This is a genomic window from Adlercreutzia sp. DFI.6.23 (assembly GCF_024462535.1).
In the GTDB taxonomy this organism is placed as follows: Bacteria; Actinomycetota; Coriobacteriia; order Coriobacteriales; family Eggerthellaceae; genus Adlercreutzia; species Adlercreutzia rubneri.
Window position 1 is genome coordinate 1 of sequence record NZ_JANGBP010000059.1, and the last position, 471, is coordinate 471.

The 471-nt window shown below is 69.9% G+C and carries 1 protein-coding gene; it reads left to right on the forward strand.

Annotation, left to right across the window (positions count from 1 at the left end):
* On the forward strand, positions 1 to 304 hold a 304-nt coding region (locus tag NE591_RS12330; protein WP_256156755.1), incomplete at its 5' end, for a helix-turn-helix domain-containing protein.
* Positions 305 to 471: the final 167 nt, after the last annotated feature.

Genomic DNA, 471 nt, shown 5'->3' on the forward strand with positions numbered 1-471 from the left:
GCTGCGCGGGCCGTTTCCCGTCGATGACGATGGCGAGATACTGGACGACCGGCGCCAGTTGCGCCAGTCCATCGGGCGCGCGGTGGCCGAGGCGCGCCGCGAGCAGGGGATGACGCAGAAACAGCTGGCCGAGAGGGCCCTGGTGGATCAGGCCGTCGTCAGCCGCGTGGAGCGAGGTCGCGCCAACATCACCTCCGATCTTCTGGGGGATGTGGCCTGCGCCTTGGGAATGTGTGTGGAAGTGACGCTGGCGCCGGCGGCGGTGTACAATGGCGAGCCTGACGAAGGACGATTGGGCCTCTAGGTCCTGGAAGTGAGCGGGCCGATAGGCCCTGGAAGCGAGGGTGCCATGGGAAAGACAGCGGGACGGGCAAGGTTCGCGCGCATCGGCATCGCGGTGGCGGTGCTCGTGGTGCTCGCGGGCATCGGTGTGGCCCTGGCCGCGACGGTGGGCGGCCTGTCCCCGGCCGG